The following is a 20,334-nucleotide window of genomic DNA, read 5'->3' on the forward strand; positions in this document are numbered from 1 at the left end:
CTCAGCCCTGCTATTGCGCATAACTTTTGCCTCTTTTCCACACCGCTTTGTTTTGTTCAACACAACACAAAACAAAAGCATGTGATGGCTTTGCACTTCTTGCCACTTCCTATCGTTGAATTGACTAAAACATAATCAAACAACAATGACACTATACTTAGCAAATGATATATTTGCAAACGCAACATTATCAAAAGCAAGTTTTCCTTATCCAAAGTTATTGACACTTTGTCTTTGGCTACAAGCTTGTCTATTTGCCAGGGTTTGACGAGACTGAGGTTTTTAGTGCGGGTGTAAACCCCTCATTTTTAGGCATGTTGTGATTTTGACTTATCACTCGGCGAATTCTATGAGCTATTCATGACAGTCGCACTGTAGGTATTGGCTCAGTTTGTACCAACAGTAGACAAATTAACTACTTATCTGCGTGATAAAAATGTGACTTACTCGGGCCGTAACCTAATAGGCAATTTAATGGTTGTATTTTTATCGATTGTACCTTTTCGAATGTTTTGCGGTTTATACCCTGTTTCGTTGATATGTGATAATACGCTTAGCTTTAAACAGAAAAGGGGATAAGAGATACAAACCATGAATTCTTTAGTTTTAATAGGAGGGGTTTTTGAACATTTGCGAGCTATAATACCCATAAAATCAAAAGGAAGTCCCTAGCAAAACCCGCGATAATGGGTATTATCGTGTCTACAGTACCAGTGCCCAGCAGAAATTTACACCTAGATTGTTTGCTTTAGCTCTGTTTTTATTAAGTTTATACGTTGTGTTGTGATTGTTTTTACAGCAATCAATAATTAGGAGATAGTTTTGGACGAAGACCAACAACCTGCACTACCTAGACAATCGAGCTTTGGATGGTTGATTGCAGTTTTGAGTGCTGATTTAGCTGCAACTCTTGATGAGAGATTGAAAGAAATTGGGCTCAGCTTAAACGTTTGGCCTTCTTTATTCGCGCTGTGGGAGCAGGACGGTCTAACACAAACAGAATTAACAAATCGATGTAATACTGCACACTACACAACAACTCGCCTATTAGATACTCTTGAAAAAATGCAACTCGTAGAAAGAAGGCCTCACCCAAATAGCAGGCGAGCGCATTTGGTATATTTGACAGAGAAAGGAAAAAATATAGAGCATCAAGCAACAGAGATTGCAAAAAGCGTCAATGCTGAGTTCTTAGGTGATTTAGAATTAAATGAGCAACAGCAGATATTTAGACTAATTTCCAAGGTTATATCAAAGAGACACCCTGACCTGATAAAATAGCCGTGTTTGAACGCCTTCTAACTACGAGTCATGCCACTTAATCGTTTATGTATTTTTATTAGAAGAAAACCAATGCATGCTACCAAAGTAAGCGCGCTCTTTAATACCTCATCTATGCCATATTTATAGAAACGACAACAGCACCTTCTTGCATGCTTGCGCAACTAAGCGTAAGCAGCCAGAGCCCAATAAGTGAAGCAAACGTAGTATGCAACTAGCCTTTAACTTTTAAACGATGAATCCATTGGTATACACAGCTAGCAAACACTGTCCTCTTTGCATTCGAACACTAGTTTTTGGCGCCCGCTAGCTGCTCTAAAAAAGCTAAACTTGCCAACTCTTTTTCACTGGGTGCATAGGGTGTGCGATCTAACTTTGAAATATCTACATCCAATAAAGCAGCTACCGATATGTCACTTGTGCCGTAGCGAGTGCCTTCTCCAGGTACGGACGACATTCGTTCAATAACAAATGTTTTTAATCCTAGCGCAGTGGCACTCTTTGGAATAACACTTTGATGCGCTCTGAGAGTGATGATTTCCCCACCCTCTCCCAATTTACGTTTGCCAACTAAGTGCGCCAGCGGTAACTCACCATCATAGAGGTTTGCCCTAACACGATAAATACCAGCTTCTTCCACATCCATTTGTAGTGAAATCACTAAGTCGCTTTGCTCTATCCTCGTACTAGCAACACCCCGTAATCGCGCACTCGGTTGCATGTATTTGGCATGGGCGACCAAAATCACTTCTTCACCGCTAACATCCGCAATGGCCTTAATACTGATGTCGCCTAAAGGTAATTGCTTAGCCCCCAACTTAGTTTGTGCACGCCCGCCTATCACTTGCATTTCTACACTGTGAATCGTTTTCTTTTCACCTACGAGGCCGACTTGTATTTGTGCTTTTTGAATCCCTTCCCCTTCTACCCATACCTCGACAGGCTCCGGTTTAATAAACCTAAACTTATTTAACGATAACGAAATGGACGCTTCCTCACCGAATAAAGGGGTTGAAACAGGTATAAACTTATTGGGGTTAAGTCTATCTTCGTCATTCACTGTAAGCGGCTGTGAGTATGGTGCAAACTTTAAAGATTCGCGGTAGCCAATCGCAATATTCTGCGCTGCAGTTTCAACTTGCATCTTTTCTATTGGCTCGTTGGGCTTAAGCTCAGCGACTTTGTTTTCACTCACTTCCAGAGCGGCTTTAGATTTATTCTCCACCAGTTTAGTTTCCCCCAGAACCATCGACTCCGCGTTGACATCAGGGGTCATAGAAAACCAGATGATAAGTGCGATCAACGCACTTATCATCATCGACAAAGCCAAAATTCTCATGACTTATTACTCAGGCAATGCTGCAAACATCAACGCAGACATACTTTGGTTATCTGAGTTACGAACGTACGTGTATTGCTTTTTCCACAGCCAAAAGCCTTCATTTTTTGTATAGGTATCAAAGGCAACTCGTTTATTTGACGCGATATCAATCGCCGTGTTCGCAGCAGTTACTTTGCCCTTTGCGTTATCAATAATGATTGAAAGGTGGTCATAATTATCACTCATGAGCATCGGGTAATGATACGGCAAGAAGTGTCTTACCCCTTTGTCTTGAGACGCTACTTTGCCATCTGTCGCAATATTCAAACTACAGCTATCAAAAGATCCTGCCTGATTGGCCCCGCATGCAGAGTGCGTAGCCACAACACTGTCATCTTTACCGGGTAAAAATAGTTTTGTCGCACCTAGGAATAAATCACCGTCGGCCACAAAGCGTAATCTTGGCGTACGGCTATCTGGGAAACTGGCGATTTGACGTGCGTTATTTACTTTTAGGTCGTTTAACACCCCAAGTGTTTCGCCAATTGAACGCCCTAACCAAGCTCTGATTGCTGCTTCTGTAAGTGGGTTAGATGCACCATTTGCAACATTCACAGCAACATCAGCAAGTTCACTTCCTCCTCCAGCACCTGCAACATCAAATGTCGCAACGATATTAAGCGGTTGCAGTCCAGCATTCTCCAACCAGTTTGCTTGATTATCGATAATATATCTTGCAATCAAATCTCCTGTAGAATGCGTCAGTAAAATACACCCAGGTATACATGTACCTTGCTCAGACATCGACTTTAATTTGGGCCACAGATAATCACTCGCGATCTTGCCTTCGACACGTTCAAATGACGGCCAATCGATACGCTCATCTGCAAGCGCGCCCCAATAGTCAGCCCAATAGGCCTCACCATCACTTTCCAATTTACCCGAATCAATGGTAAACAGTTGCTGGGCCTGAAAACCATGAATTAACACGGTTTTGTATGCTTTTGCCTGAGTGTGCGAACTGACACACAGTACAGTCACTAAAAAACTAATAATGAGTATGTGGTTTGATAATTTCACTACTTATGCTCCTATTGTTGTATCCAATACGCCAACACACAACATAACTTCGTGTTCAACTCATCAAGGTTTATCAAGTAAATACTCAAAAATCAAACTTTATAAACAATTTGGTTACTTATTTATTAACTAAAATGCATCTAAAGTTTAATGAAAACTGGTCTAATGTGTTGATTTATAGATGTATAAAATTCAAGCAAAAAAAGTAGGAAATTAGGTATTTTTATTTAGAAAAAATAGTAGGAAAGTTAACAAAAGGCCTCTCAGAGGCCATGAGAAATGACTTTAAGGTTACCCTGCTACTTCAACTCGGTTTCGACCATGGGACTTGGCCAAATACAGTGCACGATCAGCACATTCAACAAGGCTGTGCCAGCTCATCTCTTTACCATATAGTGCAATACCAAAACTTGCAGTAATGTGTTTTAGTACTTCACCCGATTCTTTGTCTTTGATAGATAGCTTTGCGATATCTTCTCGGATTTTATTTGAAAACCCAACCGCTTCACTAATGCTAGAAAATGAAATTAAAATACAAAACTCTTCTCCACCATAGCGATATGCCTGACCTGAGGTTTCTGTATGCAACCTCAGTTTTTGCGCCACCTTGCGTAAAACATCATCACCCCGCTGATGTCCAAATTCGTCATTAAACTGCTTAAAATGATCGATATCGATAAAGATCATCACTTTCTGAAATGAACTGGGCTCATTGCAAAACTTAACGATATCATCGTCAAACTTACCGCGATTATACAACTCAGTCAGTTTGTCTGTACTCGCTTTTGCCTGAGCATCGGTAAGCGTTTCTTGGAGTTGTTTAATCTCGCTGTAAGCAACTTCTAACTTCTTCTGAAAACACAAAGCATTATGCTGCATCACAATGGACTCTTGTGTCAGTTTAGAGACATAGTTCAACACGTCGTTGTATATCTCTGGGCCGGCTTCAATACTTTGCTTTTTTAGCTGGTGCAAACCCACATGGCATTCAGATAACACGGCGGAAAAATCTTCAGAGCGGCTTAAAGTATTGTTAATTTCAGTTTCAACATTATTTAAGGTGTCTTTCACGAGATCAGACATTTCATGAAAGAGCGCAAGATCTTGCTCACTCAAAAACTCATCAAATAATGCTTTGGCTTGTTCGGGAGGGCACGTACTGTGTTCAGCAAGTACCTGTTCTAACTTCTTATTTAATTCAGGTTCTTTTCCCAACACATAGCAATACCAAATCGCATAGTTCATTGGCGACAGCGGTATTTGGTACTTAACCATAAAAGGTACAGCTTGTTTTAAACAACTTGCCGATTGAGCGAAGGAGCTATTTTGTTCCATAAGAGACCCATCAAGCCGTTTCGCACAAAAACGGCGTGTATTATTAATTTTTGTTCTGCTTTGAGAGCCAATAAATTCAATACTAAATAATTAGAAAAAATTAATCAATGTTGTTTTTTACACTCTAATAACAATGGCTAATTTTGTGAAAATTGCATACGAATTAAGTACAAAGAATTACATAAGAATAAATTATCTATAGGTTTTCAACATAAGATCCCATTAAAGGTACTTTGATTGCAAATTATTCAATAAAATAATGGGGCGTTTTTTACTCTTCCAAATTAAGGGGGTTTCTCAACATATTTTTAAATTGGCCTAATTGCCATGGACGCATGGCTAAAAGTAACCCAACCCCCTGTCGCTTGTTGAGCGGCAATTTAATATCCTGCTCGTTAAGTTGGGCAACTTCTTTGGTCAGCTGCTGTAGTCGACGTTTGATGGTAGAAATGGTGGCGTCACTATAGCTGCCCCTTAAATAGAATCGATAGCTATCTTCTTGATTAAAATCCCCCTGAAGAAACTTCCCTAAAACTTGTTGCTCAATGTAGCGCTCTAAAGGCCCTCCGGGGATCCAACTAAAGTCCTGTGCTATTAAAAGCTTGTAATTATTGTTTGGTAAAAGCTGGATCATATTAAGCTTATCAAGCTTTGCTAACAGCCTGACGCACTCTAATTCTTCAATGCGATAATGCGTCACGATATCTTCAAATAACCAGCCATCACGCACACATACCGCGACTAAAAAAAGTTTTGGGTTGTCCATTAGCTCCTGTTCTTGCTGTACCGTTAGCTGGCTAATTTGCGCCTGTTGTGCTTGAGATAATTCAAATAAGTCACACAGAGTAAGCTGTAATAACTCGCAAATGCTCTCTAGTTTAGAGAGCGAAAACTGTTCATTTGAAAACATCCGCTTGATTGTTGCTTCGCTCTGCTCTAGGTGAATAGCGACATCTTTGTAAGTAAGTTTACGCTGTTTTAATAACTGCTTAATGGTGCTCGAGATTAATGGGATCTGACTCATAGTATTAAATATTGATACCTTTGGTTTCTAATATTAATACAATTTATTATTCAGTATACAAATCTGACCAGTTTGTTAGTTTAGTAACCATCAACGAGAAATTGGAGTTTTCACATGTTCAAACAAAAGTTAAAACACACACTGGTAGTAAGCACGACTATAATGGCTATTCAAATGGCACCGCAGAGCTTCGCGTCTGACAATGCCTCAAATGCAAGCTATCATGCCAGTCAGGGAAGCAAATACAGCGCATTGACAATTGGTGATAGCGCGGTAGCAGGTGCGCACGTCTCAACAGCCGTGATTGCAATTCCATTGGCCATTTCTGGTGGATTAGCTATGAGCGCCGGGTCTGCAAGTGTATCCATTGCAGAATCAATGATGAACGCAACGAGCAATAAGCCACTACCAATTTGCGAAGAAGTGGTTATCGCAGGCCCCCCTCCTTCAGAGTCATTGTAGGGAGTCATAGCCATGCGTAATTTCTTATCCTTTGTGCTCGTAGCACTTTCGCTGCACAGCGCTCAAGTACAAGCGGGCAGTACACAAACAGGTGAACCAAAGTTTCAGCCAAAAGAAATAGCTCATTTCGCCAAACAGGTTGAACGCTACAGCGCAGCGAAACGTGCCCATGTTTTTGTTATTGCGCGAGTTGGTCAACCTCAAGACACCTTGCCTAAAGGGGTAGAGTTTACGCATGTTGCACTCGCCGTTTATTCACAAATTACGATGGCAAATGGCGAAGCAAAGCCAGGCTATGCGATACACAATTTATATCAATTACATGATGATCCAGCTAAAAGCAGCTTGATTATCGATTACCCAACAGACTTTTTCTGGGCGGTCGAGGATCTAAAGGCAGGTATTGCAATTCCTACTTTAGCCGTACAAAAACAGTTATTGGAAGCCATCAATAATGATGTGCCCAGCAAAGTGCATAACCCGCGTTATTCACTTATTGCCAACCCTTTTAACAATCAAACACAAAATTGTACTGAGCATACTCTAAACATTATTAATGCGGCCCTTTACAAAACAACCAACATGGCGCAATTAAAAGCAAATACAAAAGCCTATTTCGATCCACAACCACTGTCTGTCAGTCCGTTTAAGCTATTACTAGGCAGTGTGTTTAGAGATGAAATATACAAAAAAGACCACAAGGGCAAAGTGAAGATTGCCACTTTTACGACAATTAAAAATTACTTAGCAAAACATGGTTTGCTAGCCCATTCAGCCATCTTAACACCCGATATGCTGAGTGACGTGAAGAAATCCGAGGAGATTTAATATGGAACAGCCAAATAATTCATTAAACGCACCAAGCAAAGCGTTCAGTATCGCATCTATTGCGGTATTAGTTATCGGTATCGCTACTTATGTTTTTGGCTTATTCAATGCAGATATGCTTTTGAATGAAAAGGGATACTACCTGATTGTTTTAATGTATGGATTATTTTCAGCGGTATCATTACAAAAAAGCATCCGTGATAAACAAGAAAACATCCCGACTTCAAATATCTATCACTTACTCAGTTTAGTGTCAGCAGCTTCTGCAATCTTGTTACTTGGTGTTGGATTATATAATGCCAATCTATTGCTAAGCGAAAAAGGGTTTTACGGTATCGCATACTTAATGAGCTTATATGCGGCTGTTGCTGTGCAAAAGAATGTAAGAGACAAAGAAACAGCAAATCATTTAGTTGCAGAAGAGGCACACGACTCGAAGAGTACTGAGTTGGATACAGAATAAACAACAAGGTCGACCAAGTTTCTGGTCGACCTATCCTAGCAACTGTCTTCAATACTTTTGTGATAATAATTCATTTCCCACAAACAATGCGCCAGAATTTCTTCATATGAAAAAAACACTAAGGTGGATTGTTCAACACGCATTCCCAACCAAATCCGCCAAGGTAAAAAAATTAGGCTAAAGGGCACCTCTTTATCTGCGTACTCGCCATGAAGGTTAAAGTCAAAGTCATCTTGCTCACGGTATAAGGTGCCATCCAAGCCAGATACATCAATAAAAAACGTCCCATCATGCGTGTTTTTGAAATCTTAACACGCCACGACGTCTCTTCGCTGTGCGCCTCTTTAAGCTGCTCAAATATAGCCGCGAAGCACTTTATTTTTTTCTTCTTTATACGCTTTTTAAACTTATTAAAGTAGTAACCATAGTATTCGATAAACAAGGGCTCTACTTGAACCCAAGTCACTTGTTCTACTAGGCACTTTAACTTCTGTCCCATATGTTACTCTAGCAGCACTTTTATTAGGCTAACTTAATATCAGCTAGTTACTTGTATCATATGCCATAATCGACTTGTCACCCTCTTTAGCAATGACGCTAAAGCCGAATTTTTTATAGAGATCGATCAAGTGGCTCTCGCATTTTAAGTTTAATGTTTGACAATCTAATTCAACTGCTTTTTGCTTTGCATATGCCACCAAGGCGCTAGAGATACCTTTTCCTCTGTAAAGGGTATCAACATAAACGCCATCTAACCAAGCTGTTCCACTTTGGAATTTAACCTCTGCGGCGCCAGTCAGTTTGCCATCAATGGCTGTGTAAAACCCTATTTTATTTTTTGTTGATGTCACCAATGCAAGTACATCGCTATACGTTGTTGTTGCATTTTTACTATCCCACTGCTCAAAATACCACTTTGCAATTTGCTCAGCTTCTATAGATTGACCTGTTATTTCTGTGACTACTAATTGAGACATCATGTTCTGCCGATGGCGCTCACGAGATATTCTCTCGAAAAAGCCATATTCCTATTACTTTAATTGTTATTTTTAAACTGTCTTGTGCATTAGACATAATTTTATATACTCCCAAATAGTCAAAGCCTCTTATGTTTGGATAAAAGCGCTTCAACTACATAGCGTATGTCTTGACCAACTCTGGCATCATATAAGACTATGTAGTGCTGCATCTATCTGGGTAAATGGACACGCAAAAACTATGTGCTCTGAACTTCCTAATGCATATACTGAAAGCCCAGTGTACCTAATACCAGCAAGCGATGCATGCTATGTTTTGAAGCGGTAAGATTTATTGACATAGAAAAAATGGGTAACACAAAAGAGAAACGCGCTCATATGAGCGCGTGTTCAGTGCCGTGGCGAAGGGGTGGACTCCAACTGCGCTTAGCGCATTACAAACCCTTCAAGTAGTAAAACGTAGCAACCAATCATTTAGATCACACAAAGTGATTTTTAATTCGATTTTAATAGAAATCACCTATTCCCATTCATGTTTTTTCGGTACTCACTGGGTGACATAGAAAAAGTTGCTTTAAAGCTTTTCGCAAAGTGCCCACCATGCTTGAAACCAACTGACAGTGCTATCTGGGAGACTGGCAGTTCAGTTTGATGTAAAAGCTTTGCGGCTTTATTGATTCTCAGTCTTGCCAAATAGCCATATACCGTGTTGCCATACACTAACTTAAATTGCTTCTTCAACTTGTTATCATTTATCCCTACAACTTTAGCAAGTGTTATGATACTTGGCGGATTTTGCATGTTTACTTCAAGGTACTCCGCAGCTTTGTAAACGGCTAAAAGATCACCATGCTTTATCGATTTGAACCTACTTTTCTGCTGCTCGTACAGCGCAAATAACGCAGTCATTAGTTCAAGCATTTTTGCTTGAATAAGTAACTTCAAACTTTTACTGGGTAGCTCGCACTGATAAATTTGCGTAAGCAAAGACTTTATCTCAGCATTTATAGGGATGCGCACTAGCTTGGGAGGCTCATTGCCCTTGTCAGTTTCACACGAGGTATTCCCTCCTCCCCACACGTATTGGGCTGCTAACTCCCCCATTAACGTCGACCCAAGTGTATAGTTAATAATTTTGCTATGGCCTGCACTATAGCTGCATCCGCAAGTTTGCGAGCCGAGCATAAAAATACAAGCATGTCCCTTAGGCACGACTTGTTGCTCAATCCCCTGTATCTCTATAGAAAGCGTCCCTTCTAGGACAAATAAAGCGCCATACAATGGTCCGCGACCATTGGTCAGTTTTATATCTTGATAAAAATAGAGGTCGCTGATTTGTAGCGTGCTGTTTTCGCTATAGGAAAAACAAAAGCTTTTGCCATGGCCATATTCATCCGGTAAAGCAAAAACACTGTCACAGCTACGTGATAGCTGATCACATGCAGCTACGGGAGGCAAATCAAAACACAAAAAACTGTCCACAGTCATTTCTTTCATCGCTTTACACTCCTTTTCGCTGCGAATCCTTAAAAGCTCCCTTTGCTGACATTTTTACTCCCTTAATGGCCTCCCTGTTTATATTAAATAACCCATTGATATTGTTAAATGTATAAAGATAACAACACGCTATTACCGACTCAGTTTGGTATTGATACCATATCACAGGGAGTAAGATTTTGGATAAACTTGATACAGCTCAGATTGACGGTTATCTATGTGAAAAATTTAGCCCGATTCATCAGGCATTTGAGAGAAACTTTGTACAATTTAGTGAAACGGGGGCTGCTGTATGTATATTTCACAAAGGTAAATTAGCCGCCCATTTATACGGTAGTTATCACTCTCCAAATGGGCCTTGGGCAAACTCAGACCGTGTTGCTTTTATGTCGTGCTCAAAAGCGCTGCTGGCTATTTGCATTCACTTGCTTGCTGCAAGAAAGGTTATTTCCTTAGACGCCCCAGTAAAAACATATTGGCCAGAATTTGCCAATAATGGAAAGCGTAATATCACTATTGATGCAGTACTCAATCACACCGCAGGATTGCCCAGCCATAACACTGGTTCAAGTGGCGATATATTTGAGTGGCAAAAAACAATACACAATATTGAACGTGCTAAACCCATTTTTTTGCACCAACAAAAATTGGCGTATCATGCGCTGACATTTGGTCATATTTTGGGCGAAATAATTCGCAGGGTCGATGGCAGAACGCCCAGTCAATTCTTCAAAGATGAAATTGCGGTGCCTTTCGATATCAACTGCGCCTTGACAAAAGACCCACAATTTACACATCGCGCTATCATCAACACCAAAGCATTTTCTCCGTCTTTGCTGTATTTTATGTCCCATTGGTTGCCCATTATTCCACATTGGAAATGTCAATTTTTCCGACAATGCAATACAGAATACCACCCCAATTCTCTTAGCTGGTCACAAGGCCAAATTCCAGCGGTAACTGGACATGGGTCAGCATATGGCCTAGCAAAACTTTACGCATTTTTAGCACAAGATGGCGCTTTAAATAATCAGCAACTATTACCGCGCGCGCAAGTTCGCAAGCTTAGAGAGCTGAGTATCGCGGGCCGGGAGTTAACAACCAATATGCACTGGAGAATGGGCAGTGGCATTATGCTTAATTCTCCTCCTTTTTGTGACATGGGCCCCAACCAAGAAAGCTTTGGTCATATGGGAATGGGTGGTAGCATCGGCTTTGCAGATCCTAAAGCGCAACTCTCATTTGCCTTTGTGTCAGAGCACTTTCACCAGCCTCACAAAAACGACCCGAGTATCGGGGGAGGGCGTATGCAAAACCTCATCAAGGCTTGCTATCAATGCCTTTAATCTTAAAATAAAGCGCCCGATAGTACCTAAAAAACCCCTTGCCGTTCAGTAAAAAAAACAATGAACTAAAAACAAAATTCCGCGTCATATCATTTAACGCTTTTTAATCAAGCGCTAACCATTAAGGAAAACAAAACTGTGATTATAAAAAGTAAAAAAATGATTCTAGGTACCATCAGTGTGCTATTGCTACTTGGTGTTTCTTATTACGCTTCAATGGAAGATTACCAAAAAGAGAATTTGGCGCGTTTTATGGAACAGGTATTTTCATCAAAATAACAGTTCTCAGGGTGATACAATCAGCGCCTGTGTATCACCTTTCCAAAGATTAAAACACCCCATTTGCGTTTTTAACTTTACCACCAGCAATTAGGTTATATAGTCGCATTGACAAGTCAAGTGCCTGAATCGCGTCCCAATGTTCTACAAGTTTGCCATCGACCACCTTCCAAGTATCAATGATATTCATTCCCTTAGATTCATCTCCCCGATGCTTTGCTTTTAATGTGGCGTGAGAATGAACAATCACATGTTCACCATCGACAAAGACATGCTTAACGTCGTAACTAAACTCCGGCGCTAATTTTGTAAAATCACGCAAGGTGGTCACAACGCCCGAAATGCCATCCGCCATACTTCTATTATGTTGCTTATAAGTGTTTTGAGCATATCGCGCTGTGATCAGATCAAAGTTATGCTCATTCATGAGTAACTGCACAAATTCAATAACCGCTTTGGCTTTTGCTCTATCTGTCTCACTCCAATGCGGCTTAATCAACTTTTCAATATTAATGTTCGGTTTTTGCATTTGGCTTTCCAATTCTATTTTCAACGCCTAATTAGCGGGCTAAATTTAACTTTCAAAATGCAAGTTAAATTATTTGATTGCAAAATGCAAGTGAATTATGATTTGCTCATATTCATCAAAGAGACACATTATGCCGACACGCTCACAATGCCCGATCTCCAATGTGCTAGACCATGTAGGAGATAAGTGGAGTTTGCTGATCATCAGAGATCTGATGTTTTTTGGAAAACACACATACTCTGACTTGCAGAATTCTGAAGAAAAAATGGCGACAAATATTCTTTCTAGCCGACTCGAAAAGCTAGAAAATGATGGGTTGATCAATAAGCAAATTGACCCAACAGATAAGAGGAAAAAAGTGTATAGCCTTACCCCCGCGGGGGTCGATATATTACCTATTTTGATAGAAATGATCATATGGAGTAGCAAACATGCACCAGATCTCAATATTCCAACAGAGCTCGTAGCCAGAGCCCACAACGACCGCTCTGGCTTGATACAAGATTTGACTTCAAGATTGTTAGCGTGACCCCAACTTTTTATTTAAAAACAAGACGTTCTACGGTGGCGGTGGTGCCCGTTGCACCAGCTTCCACCGCGCCGCCCAACAAATAGATTTGTTGGTTTAGCGACACAGCACCTAAACCATGGCGCGTTGACGTCATCGGTAACGACTCTGTGGACCAAGCATTTGACGCAATATCATAACGCCAAATTTGGTCAAAAGTGCGAGTTTTCATTTCACGTTTTCCGTCGTTCACAGTTACAAACTCGTATTCCTCCCCACCAAACGCATAAATCTGTCCATTTATTGCGGCACTGGCGAGCCCCGCGCTGGCTTGAGGCATGGACGCTAATTGATCCCACTGGTTAAGCTGAGTATTATACCGCCAAAGCGTATCTAGATTTTTAAAGTCCAATGTGTTGACTCTTCCTCCCATCACATACCATTGATTGTCCACAACAACGGAGGCGGCAGAGTTACTGGCAATGGGCAGCGGAGCGGCTTGGTGCCACTGACCAGATTTCAATACCCAATGCGCGCTTGTATCCGTCAATTTACCAGCGACTTCGGTGCGGCCACCCGCCACGTGAATTTGTCCATTAATAACAGCATACACCGACTCTCCCATTGGGATCGGCAGCTTAGGACCGCTTGTCCAAATACCAGATTCGTCCTCTAAGGCAAAAACCGAAGACTGAATTTGCCAAGCATCTGATTGGGTCGCGTTGAACCCACCAATCGCGTAAAGTTTATTGTGATTTGTAATTAGCCCTAGATGGTGACGAGGCTCTGGCAAAGTGGGCCCGGTCTTCCAGGCTTGAGTATTGTGGTCAAAAATGTATGTTTTATCCGACGCTTTGAGATGTGCCAATACCGCCAACTCTTTTTGAGTTTGCTCAAAAGCGCCTGCCACGACTATTTTATTGTTAAACACTGCTGGATAGACTTCTTGCAGTGGTGTTGGAAGCATTGCCGAGCGTTGCCATGCGACGCCTTTATCATATGTCTTGTGAGCGATAGTATGTGATTCTGATGAACAGGCTTGAAGCATAAATGCGATTAAGCTGACAATGATTGCTTGGAAGCGATTAAAGTGATTCATGGGTGGCCTCTTTAAAATGCATGTGGCCCTAGTTAATCATAACTCCCCAAATTATATTCTGACTTTTTTCTCATCTTAGTGAATTCATTAATTTATGTATAACTTTTAACTGTTTATATTATTTCAGAACCTGATCATACGTACCAGTATCACTCATGGAACGTCGTATCAAACTTGATTGGCAGTGAGTGAAATGCATGCTTAAAGAAAGCGACCTAGCGTTTACAAACACCGTTTTCACAACGCGACTTTCCCGTGAGCCAATATGAAATACGATACCTGTTTTTCGCGAATAACAAATACAATTGATCCGCAACTGGTTTTATTACAGGCCATCGCAATGGCGCATAGAGCCACCCCATGCCAACCAATTGCCACGCTTTATGCGTTACATCAAGGCCCAAAATTAAATTACCCTCTTTATCTATGGCATGCAAATCGTGTTTGCTTTGTCGGGGTCTATGTTCTCATAACGGCTAAATTCGTCAGAGTAAATATCCACCGTATTAATGTGCTTATGCGTGTCTCTTTTAGTAAGCGCATTCATTTCTTTCACGCAAAGTGGACATGTGCCATCATAAAATATTGTTAGTTCACTCATGCTCATTTCCTATACTTTGGATACTAATACGCGCTTGTGCATCGATAAGATCACCACCTATATCAACTACATGAAGTGTAAGCAATACAGCTGAAAATTGATATCGTGTATTTCAGACTATGGCCGAATCACGAATACGCGTCCACTGGACTAAGCCACTGTCATATAATAATTTAAAAAAAGTGATGATTAATTTCGTCCTTTTATACACCTGCGCGTCTTATTGAGTATTATTAATTTAGGAGACGTATATGAATTACCTGAACAGTGTCGAATTTAACTTGCTTCCACCAACAACACCGTTAAGTACCCACAAGCCTCGTGTATTAATCTTATATGGTTCACTTAGAGAGCAATCCTACAGTAAGAAGGCGGCGCTTGAAGCAAAACAAATACTTACTCATATGGGTGCCGAAGTAAAGCTGTTTAACCCGACTGGCCTGCCGATGTTTGATAATGGCGACAGTGTCATGCATGAGAAAGTACAAGAGCTCAGAGAGCTGGTAAATTGGTCTGAAGCGCAAGTATGGAGCTCGCCCGAGTTGCACGGCAATATGTCTGCGGTAATGAAAAATCAAATTGATTGGATCCCTTTATCACTGGGCGCTGTTCGTCCTACCCAAGGGAAAGTACTGGCGGTGATGCAGGTCAGTGGCGGTTCTCAAAGTTTTAATGCCGTGAACAATATGCGTATTTTAGGCCGTTGGATGCGCATGCTTACTATCCCAAACCAGTCTTCAATAGCCAAGGCAATGAATGAATTCAACCCTGATGGCACGATGAAAGCCAGTAACTATAGAAACCGGGTTGTAGACGTGATGGAAGAGCTAATGCGATTCACATACCTTACCAGAGACAATAAGCAGTTTATGGTTGACCGATACAGTGAACGTCAGGCAGAGCAACAAGCGCTGATCAACAATAGCAAAGGCTTGGCGGATATATTAGAGTCGCCACAAAAAACCAAACCTGTTACCAAAGCAGGATGCTGCTAAACTTTTCAGGCAGCATATTTCTGTGCTGCCGTTTTTGAGATGACGATATGACCATTGAACAAATTTGGGCCCAATACCGACAAAGTTTAAAAGCATTTTTGCACACAAAAGTCGCAAACCCAGAAGACGTGGAAGATTTGCTACAAGACGTATTACTTAAAACCCATTTAGCCATTAAAAACTTACACAAACCAACCAGTATAAAAGCGTGGCTATTTCAAATTGCCCACAACACCGTGGTTGATTACTATCGAAAAAATGGCATGAATAATAATGCCCAACAAGAAGTGTCTTGGTACACCGAGGAGGAGCGTAACGTCAAAAAAGAGCTCGCACAGTGTATAAAGCCTTTTATCCAAGAATTACCCGAGCAAAGTGCCTTTCTTCTTGAGGTCATTGAGTTAGAGGGTAAAACACAAAAACAGCTGGCAAATGAAATGGACGTCAGTTACTCCACCCTAAAATCTCAAGTGCAAAAAGCCCGTAAAGAGCTACACAACGTGTTCAACAGCTGCTGCCAATACGACATAGACAAACAAGGCAACCTGATTGAATACCACAAAAAACGCACTGAAGATATGAGCTCATCAAGCCGTGTTGAAAATGAGACTACTGTTCTTCAAAAAAATAAAGCCAATTGTGCTGACTGTGGTCGACGCTAATTGAGTAAGTCAATAGTCCACGTACTTAAATCCAGGTTAATAACAACAGCGCTATTACGTGCATTGCTTGTCTAAAACTATAAAAGACAAAAAGTTAACCTCTAATGCGTGACCTCTTCAAATAATATTGGCGACAATAAACTTGGTAATCATGCGCTTTTAAGCCTGCCTTTTATTTGGTTTCGTCAATACAGCACTCATCTTGTAAAAAAGCGATGACGGAAAGTAGCTTATCGTATTCAACTGAACAATACAGTACTCGACCTTCCCTTTGTTGCTTTATCAGACCCGCAGATACGAGACTGGAAATATGATGCGATAACGTTGAGTTTGGAATGCCTAACTCATCTTTTAAGGTACCTACACTCACCCCTCTTTCGCCAGCTTTAACTAATCTTTTAAAAACCAATAATCGGGTTGCATGGCCTAACTCTTTAAATGCCTTAGCTATTTCTTCAGTTGTCATAATTAATGTTCTCCAAAAACATTTCGATATTACTAGAAATATATTGACACGTCCAATAACACGCCCTAACATTTCCACATTACTAGAAATATAGAGAATTTAAATATGTCTATAAACCAAGAAATGATAGTCAGTACTATCAACATGTTTGCCTTTTTAGCTGTAGAACTCACCCTACTTTTTTTGCTTATTAGTTATATCGTTGGCGTTTTGCAAGTGTACATACCACCTGCAAAAATACAGAGCATTTTAAGCAGTAAAAAGGGTAGAGGATATTTTGTTGCTGGCTTTCTTGGCGCAATTACGCCATTTTGCTCATGCTCTACGATCCCTTTTTTAAAAGGGCTTCTTCGCGCCAAGGCAGGGTTCGGAACCATGATGGTCTTCTTGTTCGCCAGTCCCTTACTTAACCCGATTATTATTGGTTTGTTTGCAATTACGTTTGGAGTAAAAGTCACGCTCTTTTACTTTGCGATAGCAATGGGAGTTTCAATTATTGCTGGAATAGCACTAGAAAAGCTCGGGTTTGAAAAATATGTCAAACCGGAAGCGTATGTCGAACCCGATAAAAAAGGATGTGGAACGACTTGTGGTAGCAATACCCAACCTGAAAATAGATGGTTAAAAATTTGGAGAAGCACTTGGGAAGATTTTAAAAAGGTACTGCCTTATTTATTCGGAGGCATCGCCCTAGGTTCACTTATTTATGGCTTTATGCCAACTGAATTTGTAGCGAGCGTAGCCAGTGAGAGCAACCCTTTTGCGATTCCTTTTGCGGCAGTAATTGGCATTCCGCTGTATATTAGAGCAGAAGCAGTCATCCCATTAAGTGCTGCACTGGCAGCAAAAGGAATGGGGCTTGGCGCGGTAATGGCATTGATTATAGGAAGTGCCGGCGCAAGTTTAACGGAAGTGATACTACTTAAGTCAATTTTCAAAAACAAAATGATCTGGGCATTTCTATTTGTGATTTTATCTATGGCGATTAGCGCTGGGTTTTTATATCAGTATCTCTTTTAATTTCGATAAACGCGCTCTTTCTGAGCGCGTTAAAAGTATGAGCGAGTCGTAAAGACTTCAAAGTTAATAGGTATTTAAAAGCCCATGAAATTCCATGAAAAAAGAAAACTATAAATACAGAGCAAACTTATCGATACACAAAGGACAACTGCAGATCTATGACTTCTCATCAGTCTTGGCGCGCTTACTACCTCTATCGTACAAGAAAAAATGCACAGCAAAACGCCGATTAGTATGAATATATCTGTCGCATTCTTCTCAACCAGATAAAAAGGAACATCTTGTGCCCAAATACCACTTTGTGGCGAAGAAAATGGGCGAATCACGTAACTAATCAAAGTTGCCATAGTCTGCGAAGCATTGAAATTTTCATAGCTCACCTTAGTCATAAACATCACTAGCAGCGACATTGTCGCCGAGAACGAGCTGAGCAATTTCCACGGTGTCTAACTAAACATAGTTAAAACTTACTTATCTAACTTGCACTTTTTTTTCGGCCAAACAGCTTTAACCAAAATGCGCCTTCAAACACAAAGCCAAGAATAATAAAGCCAAAAAGGCCTGCGCTATTTCCATAGCTATACGCACTAATTGCGCAAATCAATAACACCAAAGCAATTAATATTCGATATACAACACTCATTGTTCATTTCTCCCTTATTTGTATAAACATCAGTTTATATCTGATATACGTTATTATCATACATATGCATGCAATTGCGCTGCAAATTCTTTTGGTAGCTCAAACACGCGAAATTGTCCGTCAAATTGACACTTAAACTTTGGTCTGTTCGTTTTTACAATACATAACGACGTCCGCTGCCTATCAGTCGGTAAATCATCATGAGGGGACCAGTGGCAGTCTTCTATCGGGTAGCAAATATGAAACATGCTCATACTTCTCTCCTTTAAGCGTAATCGTGCTCCGAGATCCAACTTTGTGGTAAATTAAAGCTACATTACCGATTCGTAATATTATTTAGATTTGTTCACTGTTTATAAATTTCAAGTATTGCAAAGACGGTAAGTAAATTTAGATTCGCGCACAAAACACTTTTATCTGGCAATATTCTAGTGAGGCAAGCCTCAGAAACCCCAAATGCCAGTCAAAAACCAAATGTAACCAAACAAAATAGCTATCTTAACTACAGGTACATCGATTTATGTTATAACATATCGATTTTAAACCCATTCCAATCCAACACCACCTCGTGTCTTTTGAACAGTCAGTTTCTAAGAAACCGGTTTTTGGTGTAATAAGGTAAAGTTGATGTCAATTCCAGTTACTATTTTACATGGCTTTTTAGGTTCAGGAAAAACCACACTGCTGCGTAGTCTCCTATCTCAATCAGCTAAATGCGGTGTTATTCCAGGTGTCATTGTCAATGACATGAGCGAACTTGATGTAGATGGCGTCCTCATCAAGAACACCGAGGTCTTCGACGATGACAGCAATCACTTTTTTACCATAAGTGGCCACAGTATAAGTAGTGCAAAGGGTCTAAAAGAGCTTAAACCGGCTCTAAAGACTTTGAAAAAACAAGCGCAACTACCGTGGCTCCTCATTGAAACTTCAGGTAGCAGCCACCCATTGCCATTAATTGAGTTTTTTAAAGGTAACAAAGACTTTGCTTTAAAAGGGGTCGTGACTTTGGTCGACGCCACTTGGCTCAAAGACGATTATCAGTTTGCCCAATCCCTTATGCCAAAATGGCAAGAGAACTTAAGTAATCAGATACGTGGGATAGAGAACTTACTCGTAGAACAAATCCTGTTTTCAAACCAAATATTTTTAACCAAAACCGATAAGATCACAGACAAAGCGGTAGAGCAGATTGCGCAAGCTATTCACCCGATTAACCCCTACGCTGCCATCTCAGCGACTGCTTGGGGTAATATGGACGTGGCACAATTTCATCAATTACCTGACTACAACTTCTTTTTAGTTGAACAGTTGATCACTGAACTTCGCAGTACCGTGAACGCTCCTCTTACGCTCTCAGGCAAAGAGAATCAAAAAATAATCTCCAAAGTCATTAAAGACGATAGGCCATTTCACCCGACTCGCTTATGGGAAGTGTGCCACAAGCACCTTACACATGGTGTATTTCGCAGTAAAGGGTTCTTTTGGTTACCTACACGAGATGACATGTCTTTGCTTTGGAGCCAAGCAAATGGCAGTGTCGGATTAGAAGTCATCGGCTTTTGGCGTGCACCGATATTAAAAGACGAAACACAAGATCTTGAACAAGCGCACTATGATATCCTTAAAAAGAAAATCGATAAGATTGATAGCCGATTTGGTGACAGGCGTTGTCGTCTCACGGTTATAGGTCAAAAAGACGAAGCCTCGAGCTTTGTTAAAGCCTTAGAAGCCTGCTTTTTAACTGACGAGGAACTCAACTTTTGGCGAAATGGCGGTTCTTTCGAAGATCCTTGGCCAACGAATGTTGCTAAAATTTAACGCATCTTTGGCTGCAAACGCATCAAACAAGCAGCGCTGAAAATAAACAGTGCTGCTTGAGACACCGTTTAATTTGACTATTCATATTTCGTTCGAA

At 40.7% G+C, this 20,334-nt stretch carries 23 protein-coding genes and 1 pseudogene; 10 read left to right on the forward strand and 14 right to left on the reverse strand.

The window, feature by feature from the left end:
* Positions 1 to 822: 822 nt before the first annotated feature.
* Positions 823 to 1,281 carry a MarR family winged helix-turn-helix transcriptional regulator gene (locus A7985_RS11045; RefSeq protein ID WP_065790532.1) on the forward strand — a complete coding sequence of 153 codons (459 nt, stop codon included), beginning with the start codon at positions 823 to 825 and terminating at the stop codon, positions 1,279 to 1,281.
* A gap of 289 nt (positions 1,282 to 1,570) precedes the next feature.
* On the opposite strand, the gene A7985_RS11050 is transcribed toward A7985_RS11045, so the two are convergent.
* From A7985_RS11050 to A7985_RS11065, 4 genes are all read right to left on the reverse strand, one after another.
* Positions 1,571 to 2,620, reverse strand: coding sequence for a hypothetical protein (locus A7985_RS11050; RefSeq protein WP_141685331.1), 1,050 nt, complete (start codon positions 2,618 to 2,620; stop codon positions 1,571 to 1,573).
* Between the two features lie 6 nt (positions 2,621 to 2,626).
* Complete coding sequence (locus tag A7985_RS11055) at positions 2,627 to 3,682, reverse strand: hypothetical protein (RefSeq protein ID WP_065790534.1); 1,056 nt, start codon at positions 3,680 to 3,682, stop codon at positions 2,627 to 2,629.
* Between the two features lie 291 nt (positions 3,683 to 3,973).
* Positions 3,974 to 5,017, reverse strand: coding sequence for a diguanylate cyclase (locus A7985_RS11060; protein WP_065790535.1), 1,044 nt, complete (start codon positions 5,015 to 5,017; stop codon positions 3,974 to 3,976).
* A gap of 271 nt (positions 5,018 to 5,288) precedes the next feature.
* A complete protein-coding gene (locus tag A7985_RS11065; RefSeq protein ID WP_065790536.1) occupies positions 5,289 to 6,041 on the reverse strand; it encodes a helix-turn-helix domain-containing protein in 753 nt (250 codons plus the stop codon).
* Between the two features lie 114 nt (positions 6,042 to 6,155).
* On the opposite strand from A7985_RS11065, the gene A7985_RS11070 reads away from it, so the two are divergent.
* The 3 genes from A7985_RS11070 to yiaA are packed head-to-tail and all read left to right on the forward strand — an operon-like array spanning position 6,156 to position 7,794.
* Positions 6,156 to 6,503: a hypothetical protein gene (locus A7985_RS11070; protein WP_065790537.1), complete on the forward strand. Its 348-nt coding sequence runs from the start codon at positions 6,156 to 6,158 to the stop codon at positions 6,501 to 6,503.
* Between the two features lie 12 nt (positions 6,504 to 6,515).
* Positions 6,516 to 7,331, forward strand: coding sequence for a DUF2145 domain-containing protein (locus A7985_RS11075; protein WP_065790538.1), 816 nt, complete (start codon positions 6,516 to 6,518; stop codon positions 7,329 to 7,331).
* A 1-nt stretch (position 7,332) separates the two neighbouring features.
* Positions 7,333 to 7,794, forward strand: coding sequence for an inner membrane protein YiaA (yiaA, locus tag A7985_RS11080; protein WP_065790539.1), 462 nt, complete (start codon positions 7,333 to 7,335; stop codon positions 7,792 to 7,794).
* Positions 7,795 to 7,829: 35 nt separating this feature from the next.
* Here the strand turns inward: yiaA and A7985_RS27165 are convergent, their stop codons facing one another.
* The 4 genes from A7985_RS27165 to A7985_RS11095 form a co-directional block, all read right to left on the reverse strand.
* Positions 7,830 to 8,054 carry a DUF6557 family protein gene (locus A7985_RS27165; RefSeq protein ID WP_370671165.1) on the reverse strand — a complete coding sequence of 75 codons (225 nt, stop codon included), beginning with the start codon at positions 8,052 to 8,054 and terminating at the stop codon, positions 7,830 to 7,832.
* Positions 7,967 to 8,293 carry a hypothetical protein gene (locus A7985_RS11085; protein WP_065790540.1) on the reverse strand — a complete coding sequence of 109 codons (327 nt, stop codon included), beginning with the start codon at positions 8,291 to 8,293 and terminating at the stop codon, positions 7,967 to 7,969. The genes A7985_RS27165 and A7985_RS11085 overlap by 88 nt, the downstream gene beginning before the upstream one ends.
* Before the next feature lie 43 nt (positions 8,294 to 8,336).
* Positions 8,337 to 8,774: a GNAT family N-acetyltransferase gene (locus A7985_RS11090; protein WP_081310523.1), complete on the reverse strand. Its 438-nt coding sequence runs from the start codon at positions 8,772 to 8,774 to the stop codon at positions 8,337 to 8,339.
* 513 nt (positions 8,775 to 9,287) lie between these two features.
* Entirely contained in the window at positions 9,288 to 10,268 is a 981-nt protein-coding gene (locus A7985_RS11095) for a helix-turn-helix domain-containing protein (RefSeq protein ID WP_065790542.1), read from the reverse strand.
* Positions 10,269 to 10,447: 179 nt separating this feature from the next.
* On the opposite strand from A7985_RS11095, the gene A7985_RS11100 reads away from it, so the two are divergent.
* On the forward strand, positions 10,448 to 11,614 hold the full coding sequence (locus A7985_RS11100; protein WP_065790543.1) for a serine hydrolase domain-containing protein: 1,167 nt from the start codon (positions 10,448 to 10,450) through the stop codon (positions 11,612 to 11,614).
* A 328-nt stretch (positions 11,615 to 11,942) separates the two neighbouring features.
* Here the strand turns inward: A7985_RS11100 and A7985_RS11105 are convergent, their stop codons facing one another.
* Entirely contained in the window at positions 11,943 to 12,422 is a 480-nt protein-coding gene (locus A7985_RS11105; RefSeq protein WP_065790544.1) for a nuclear transport factor 2 family protein, read from the reverse strand.
* Between the two features lie 130 nt (positions 12,423 to 12,552).
* Here A7985_RS11105 and A7985_RS11110 point away from each other — a divergent pair, with 130 nt between their 5' ends.
* A complete protein-coding gene (locus A7985_RS11110; RefSeq protein WP_081310525.1) occupies positions 12,553 to 12,951 on the forward strand; it encodes a winged helix-turn-helix transcriptional regulator in 399 nt (132 codons plus the stop codon).
* Between the two features lie 10 nt (positions 12,952 to 12,961).
* Here A7985_RS11110 and A7985_RS11115 read toward each other — a convergent pair whose 3' ends face one another.
* The gene (locus A7985_RS11115; RefSeq protein ID WP_065790545.1) at positions 12,962 to 14,029 is read right to left on the reverse strand and encodes a Kelch repeat-containing protein; all 1,068 of its coding nucleotides are present in this window, start codon (positions 14,027 to 14,029) and stop codon (positions 12,962 to 12,964) included.
* 215 nt (positions 14,030 to 14,244) lie between these two features.
* Positions 14,245 to 14,630, reverse strand: a pseudogene (locus A7985_RS11120) (thiol-disulfide oxidoreductase DCC family protein).
* A gap of 251 nt (positions 14,631 to 14,881) precedes the next feature.
* Between A7985_RS11120 and arsH the strand changes: the two are divergent.
* Positions 14,882 to 15,625, forward strand: a complete 744-nt coding sequence (gene arsH, locus A7985_RS11125) for an arsenical resistance protein ArsH (protein WP_065790546.1) — start codon at positions 14,882 to 14,884, stop codon at positions 15,623 to 15,625.
* Between the two features lie 47 nt (positions 15,626 to 15,672).
* Positions 15,673 to 16,287 (forward strand): RNA polymerase sigma factor SigZ, encoded by a 615-nt coding sequence (sigZ, locus tag A7985_RS11130; protein ID WP_065790547.1) that lies wholly within the window; start codon positions 15,673 to 15,675, stop codon positions 16,285 to 16,287.
* A 172-nt stretch (positions 16,288 to 16,459) separates the two neighbouring features.
* On the opposite strand, the gene A7985_RS11135 is transcribed toward sigZ, so the two are convergent.
* The gene (locus A7985_RS11135) at positions 16,460 to 16,753 is read right to left on the reverse strand and encodes an ArsR/SmtB family transcription factor (protein ID WP_065790548.1); all 294 of its coding nucleotides are present in this window, start codon (positions 16,751 to 16,753) and stop codon (positions 16,460 to 16,462) included.
* A gap of 105 nt (positions 16,754 to 16,858) precedes the next feature.
* Between A7985_RS11135 and A7985_RS11140 the strand changes: the two genes are divergently transcribed.
* Positions 16,859 to 17,773, forward strand: coding sequence for a permease (locus A7985_RS11140; protein WP_065790549.1), 915 nt, complete (start codon positions 16,859 to 16,861; stop codon positions 17,771 to 17,773).
* 475 nt (positions 17,774 to 18,248) lie between these two features.
* Here the strand turns inward: A7985_RS11140 and A7985_RS26470 are convergent, their stop codons facing one another.
* Complete coding sequence (locus tag A7985_RS26470; RefSeq protein WP_176716731.1) at positions 18,249 to 18,416, reverse strand: hypothetical protein; 168 nt, start codon at positions 18,414 to 18,416, stop codon at positions 18,249 to 18,251.
* A gap of 56 nt (positions 18,417 to 18,472) precedes the next feature.
* Positions 18,473 to 18,670 carry a hypothetical protein gene (locus A7985_RS11145; protein ID WP_065790550.1) on the reverse strand — a complete coding sequence of 66 codons (198 nt, stop codon included), beginning with the start codon at positions 18,668 to 18,670 and terminating at the stop codon, positions 18,473 to 18,475.
* Positions 18,671 to 19,043: 373 nt separating this feature from the next.
* Between A7985_RS11145 and A7985_RS11150 the strand changes: the two genes are divergently transcribed.
* A complete protein-coding gene (locus tag A7985_RS11150; RefSeq protein WP_218061290.1) occupies positions 19,044 to 20,237 on the forward strand; it encodes a CobW family GTP-binding protein in 1,194 nt (397 codons plus the stop codon).
* Positions 20,238 to 20,334 lie beyond the last annotated feature (97 nt).

Origin of the sequence: Pseudoalteromonas luteoviolacea, assembly GCF_001696455.1 — a bacterium.
Lineage (GTDB): Bacteria > Pseudomonadota > Gammaproteobacteria > Enterobacterales > Alteromonadaceae > Pseudoalteromonas > Pseudoalteromonas luteoviolacea_C.

What these genes read in the sequence shown, in the direction of transcription:
- A7985_RS11070 (WP_065790537.1), top strand. Translation starts at nt 6,156, where the DNA reads ATGTTCAAACAAAAGTTAAAACACACACTGGTAGTAAGCACGACTATA.
- A7985_RS11110 (WP_081310525.1), top strand. Translation starts at nt 12,553, where the DNA reads ATGCCGACACGCTCACAATGCCCGATCTCCAATGTGCTAGACCATGTA.
- A7985_RS11050 (WP_141685331.1), bottom strand. Translation starts at nt 2,620, where the DNA reads ATGAGAATTTTGGCTTTGTCGATGATGATAAGTGCGTTGATCGCACTT.
- A7985_RS11090 (WP_081310523.1), bottom strand. Translation starts at nt 8,774, where the DNA reads ATGATGTCTCAATTAGTAGTCACAGAAATAACAGGTCAATCTATAGAA.
- A7985_RS11095 (WP_065790542.1), bottom strand. Translation starts at nt 10,268, where the DNA reads ATGAAAGAAATGACTGTGGACAGTTTTTTGTGTTTTGATTTGCCTCCC.
- A7985_RS11075 (WP_065790538.1), top strand. Translation starts at nt 6,516, where the DNA reads ATGCGTAATTTCTTATCCTTTGTGCTCGTAGCACTTTCGCTGCACAGC.
- A7985_RS11150 (WP_218061290.1), top strand. Translation starts at nt 19,044, where the DNA reads ATGTCAATTCCAGTTACTATTTTACATGGCTTTTTAGGTTCAGGAAAA.
- A7985_RS11085 (WP_065790540.1), bottom strand. Translation starts at nt 8,293, where the DNA reads ATGGGACAGAAGTTAAAGTGCCTAGTAGAACAAGTGACTTGGGTTCAA.
- sigZ (WP_065790547.1), top strand. Translation starts at nt 15,673, where the DNA reads ATGACCATTGAACAAATTTGGGCCCAATACCGACAAAGTTTAAAAGCA.
- A7985_RS11145 (WP_065790550.1), bottom strand. Translation starts at nt 18,670, where the DNA reads ATGAGCATGTTTCATATTTGCTACCCGATAGAAGACTGCCACTGGTCC.
- A7985_RS11060 (WP_065790535.1), bottom strand. Translation starts at nt 5,017, where the DNA reads ATGGAACAAAATAGCTCCTTCGCTCAATCGGCAAGTTGTTTAAAACAA.
- A7985_RS11065 (WP_065790536.1), bottom strand. Translation starts at nt 6,041, where the DNA reads ATGAGTCAGATCCCATTAATCTCGAGCACCATTAAGCAGTTATTAAAA.
- arsH (WP_065790546.1), top strand. Translation starts at nt 14,882, where the DNA reads ATGAATTACCTGAACAGTGTCGAATTTAACTTGCTTCCACCAACAACA.
- A7985_RS11105 (WP_065790544.1), bottom strand. Translation starts at nt 12,422, where the DNA reads ATGCAAAAACCGAACATTAATATTGAAAAGTTGATTAAGCCGCATTGG.
- A7985_RS11140 (WP_065790549.1), top strand. Translation starts at nt 16,859, where the DNA reads ATGTCTATAAACCAAGAAATGATAGTCAGTACTATCAACATGTTTGCC.
- A7985_RS26470 (WP_176716731.1), bottom strand. Translation starts at nt 18,416, where the DNA reads ATGAGTGTTGTATATCGAATATTAATTGCTTTGGTGTTATTGATTTGC.
- yiaA (WP_065790539.1), top strand. Translation starts at nt 7,333, where the DNA reads ATGGAACAGCCAAATAATTCATTAAACGCACCAAGCAAAGCGTTCAGT.
- A7985_RS11115 (WP_065790545.1), bottom strand. Translation starts at nt 14,029, where the DNA reads ATGAATCACTTTAATCGCTTCCAAGCAATCATTGTCAGCTTAATCGCA.
- A7985_RS11135 (WP_065790548.1), bottom strand. Translation starts at nt 16,753, where the DNA reads ATGACAACTGAAGAAATAGCTAAGGCATTTAAAGAGTTAGGCCATGCA.